The organism is Pseudoalteromonas sp. P1-25, from assembly GCF_001401805.1.
Taxonomy (GTDB): Bacteria; Pseudomonadota; Gammaproteobacteria; order Enterobacterales; family Alteromonadaceae; genus Pseudoalteromonas.
In genome coordinates this window covers 1-1,600 of the sequence record NZ_LKDW01000069.1, presented here as the reverse complement: position 1 = coordinate 1,600, position 1,600 = coordinate 1, and the positions used below count along the sequence as shown (strand labels likewise).

Annotated in this window: 3 protein-coding genes; all 3 read left to right on the top strand. The window is 38.8% G+C overall.

Translation table 11 applies throughout. The features are described from left to right. Window positions 1–218 precede the first annotated feature (218 nt). The gene (locus AN393_RS19520; protein ID WP_010557530.1) at window positions 219–596 is read left to right on the top strand and encodes a MerR family transcriptional regulator; all 378 of its coding nucleotides are present in this window, start codon (window positions 219–221) and stop codon (window positions 594–596) included. Between the two features lie 65 nt (window positions 597–661). Further along, window positions 662–1,051: an organomercurial transporter MerC gene (gene merC, locus AN393_RS19515; protein ID WP_024601094.1), complete on the top strand. Its 390-nt coding sequence runs from the start codon at window positions 662–664 to the stop codon at window positions 1,049–1,051. Then, entirely contained in the window at window positions 1,039–1,254 is a 216-nt protein-coding gene (locus tag AN393_RS20630) for a GDCCVxC domain-containing (seleno)protein (RefSeq protein WP_076916053.1), read from the top strand. The genes merC and AN393_RS20630 overlap by 13 nt, the downstream gene beginning before the upstream one ends. Window positions 1,255–1,600 lie beyond the last annotated feature (346 nt).

Here is a 1,600-nt window from a genome sequence, read left to right as displayed (position 1 = left end):
TGGGTTAGAAACCGGAAGTTTACTTCCGTTTTGTACTTTAAGATTATAAGTTGGTATCTAATGAAAGCTCGGCAGTCCAACTCTTTTCTGCCCCAAGACGAGTTAACGTAAATGCTCTAAGGGCAGCTTTTAGTGAAAACCAGTCATTGTAGTTCGAGCAATTTTACTTCGTATTGATATACTAATGTCATGATTAAAGTTGATTTTATGGTTGGACGATGAAAACAATAGGCAAGTTGGCTAAAGAACTTGATATAGGCGTAGAAACTATACGGTTTTATGAGCGGGAAGGCTTGATAAAACAGCCTCAAAAACCTCAAAATGGTTATCGTGTCTATGACGACTCAATCACCAAACAATTACAATTCATCTGTAAGGCCAAAGCACTTGGCTTTACTCTAAAAGAAGTGGCTTCATTGATGTCAATGGATGGCGATTGTGCCAAAGTAGAATCCCTAGGCTTGCTGAAATTGAACGTAATTCAAAATAAGATAGCTGACCTTCAACGCTTAGAAGTCGTCATAAAAGAAATGACTAATTCATGCCGCAACAATAACGATCAATCCCACTGCCCAATAATCGATTCGCTAAAATAGTATTGACTCCGTACCTACCTACGGAGTTCATACTCAAATCATTCAAATAATGTTAGACGTTAAAAATGATTAATAAGATTTTAGATAAAGTTAGCTCAGGTGGTGTTTGGCTTGCGGCTCTTAGTTGTACGGGGTGCTTCCCCGCACTCGGCTCGTTAGCATCAGCATTAGGATTAGGCTTTCTCTCTCACTTTGAGGGAATTGCTGTAAATACCTTGTTACCTATATTTGCAACTCTGGCATTGTTGGTAAATTTGTATAACTGGTATAAAAACCAAAATCATGCGAGAGGTATTCTTGGGGTTATTGGCCCTATAGCGGTTTTGTTAACCCTCTATCCACTATGGCAATACGAATGGAGCACTTATTTGTTTTATGTAGGTATTTGTTTGATGATTGTAATGTCCGTATTAGACATTGTTAAACCTTTGAAGGAGCAAACATGCAAAGTATAGAGTTAAATTCTACCATTACTTGCCCTGAGTGTGGCTTCAGTAAAACTGAAGAAATGCCAACCAACGCTTGCCAGTGGTATTATGAATGTGAATCTTGCAAAGTTCTCCTAAAGCCTTTGAAAGGCGATTGTTGCGTATATTGCTCTTATGGAACAGTGAAATGCCCGCCAATTCAAGAAGGTCAAAGTTGTTGCGATAGCTAAATGACAGTCTATTAATGGCAATGAGAAGGCATAAAAAGAAATAGTGAAATGTCAGCAATCGTATCATTGCAGCCTTTATCACTAAGTCACTCAAGGGCTGCTTTTGGCACAGAGCCGTCCTTCAGCTCTAACTCATTTTTGTCCAAAAACGAGTTTACCCGACCCTCCGCTTTTCGCTCAAATAAGACCCCGAAAAATGGCTCATATAGCTATCTAGGCCAACGCTTTCAAAAACAGAAGTATATTTCCGATAACTACCTTTGAATTCCTATAAACGGAAGTTTGCTTCCGAAATATAGCAATATTGGGTTAGAAACCGGAAGTTTACTTCCGTTTTGTACTTTAA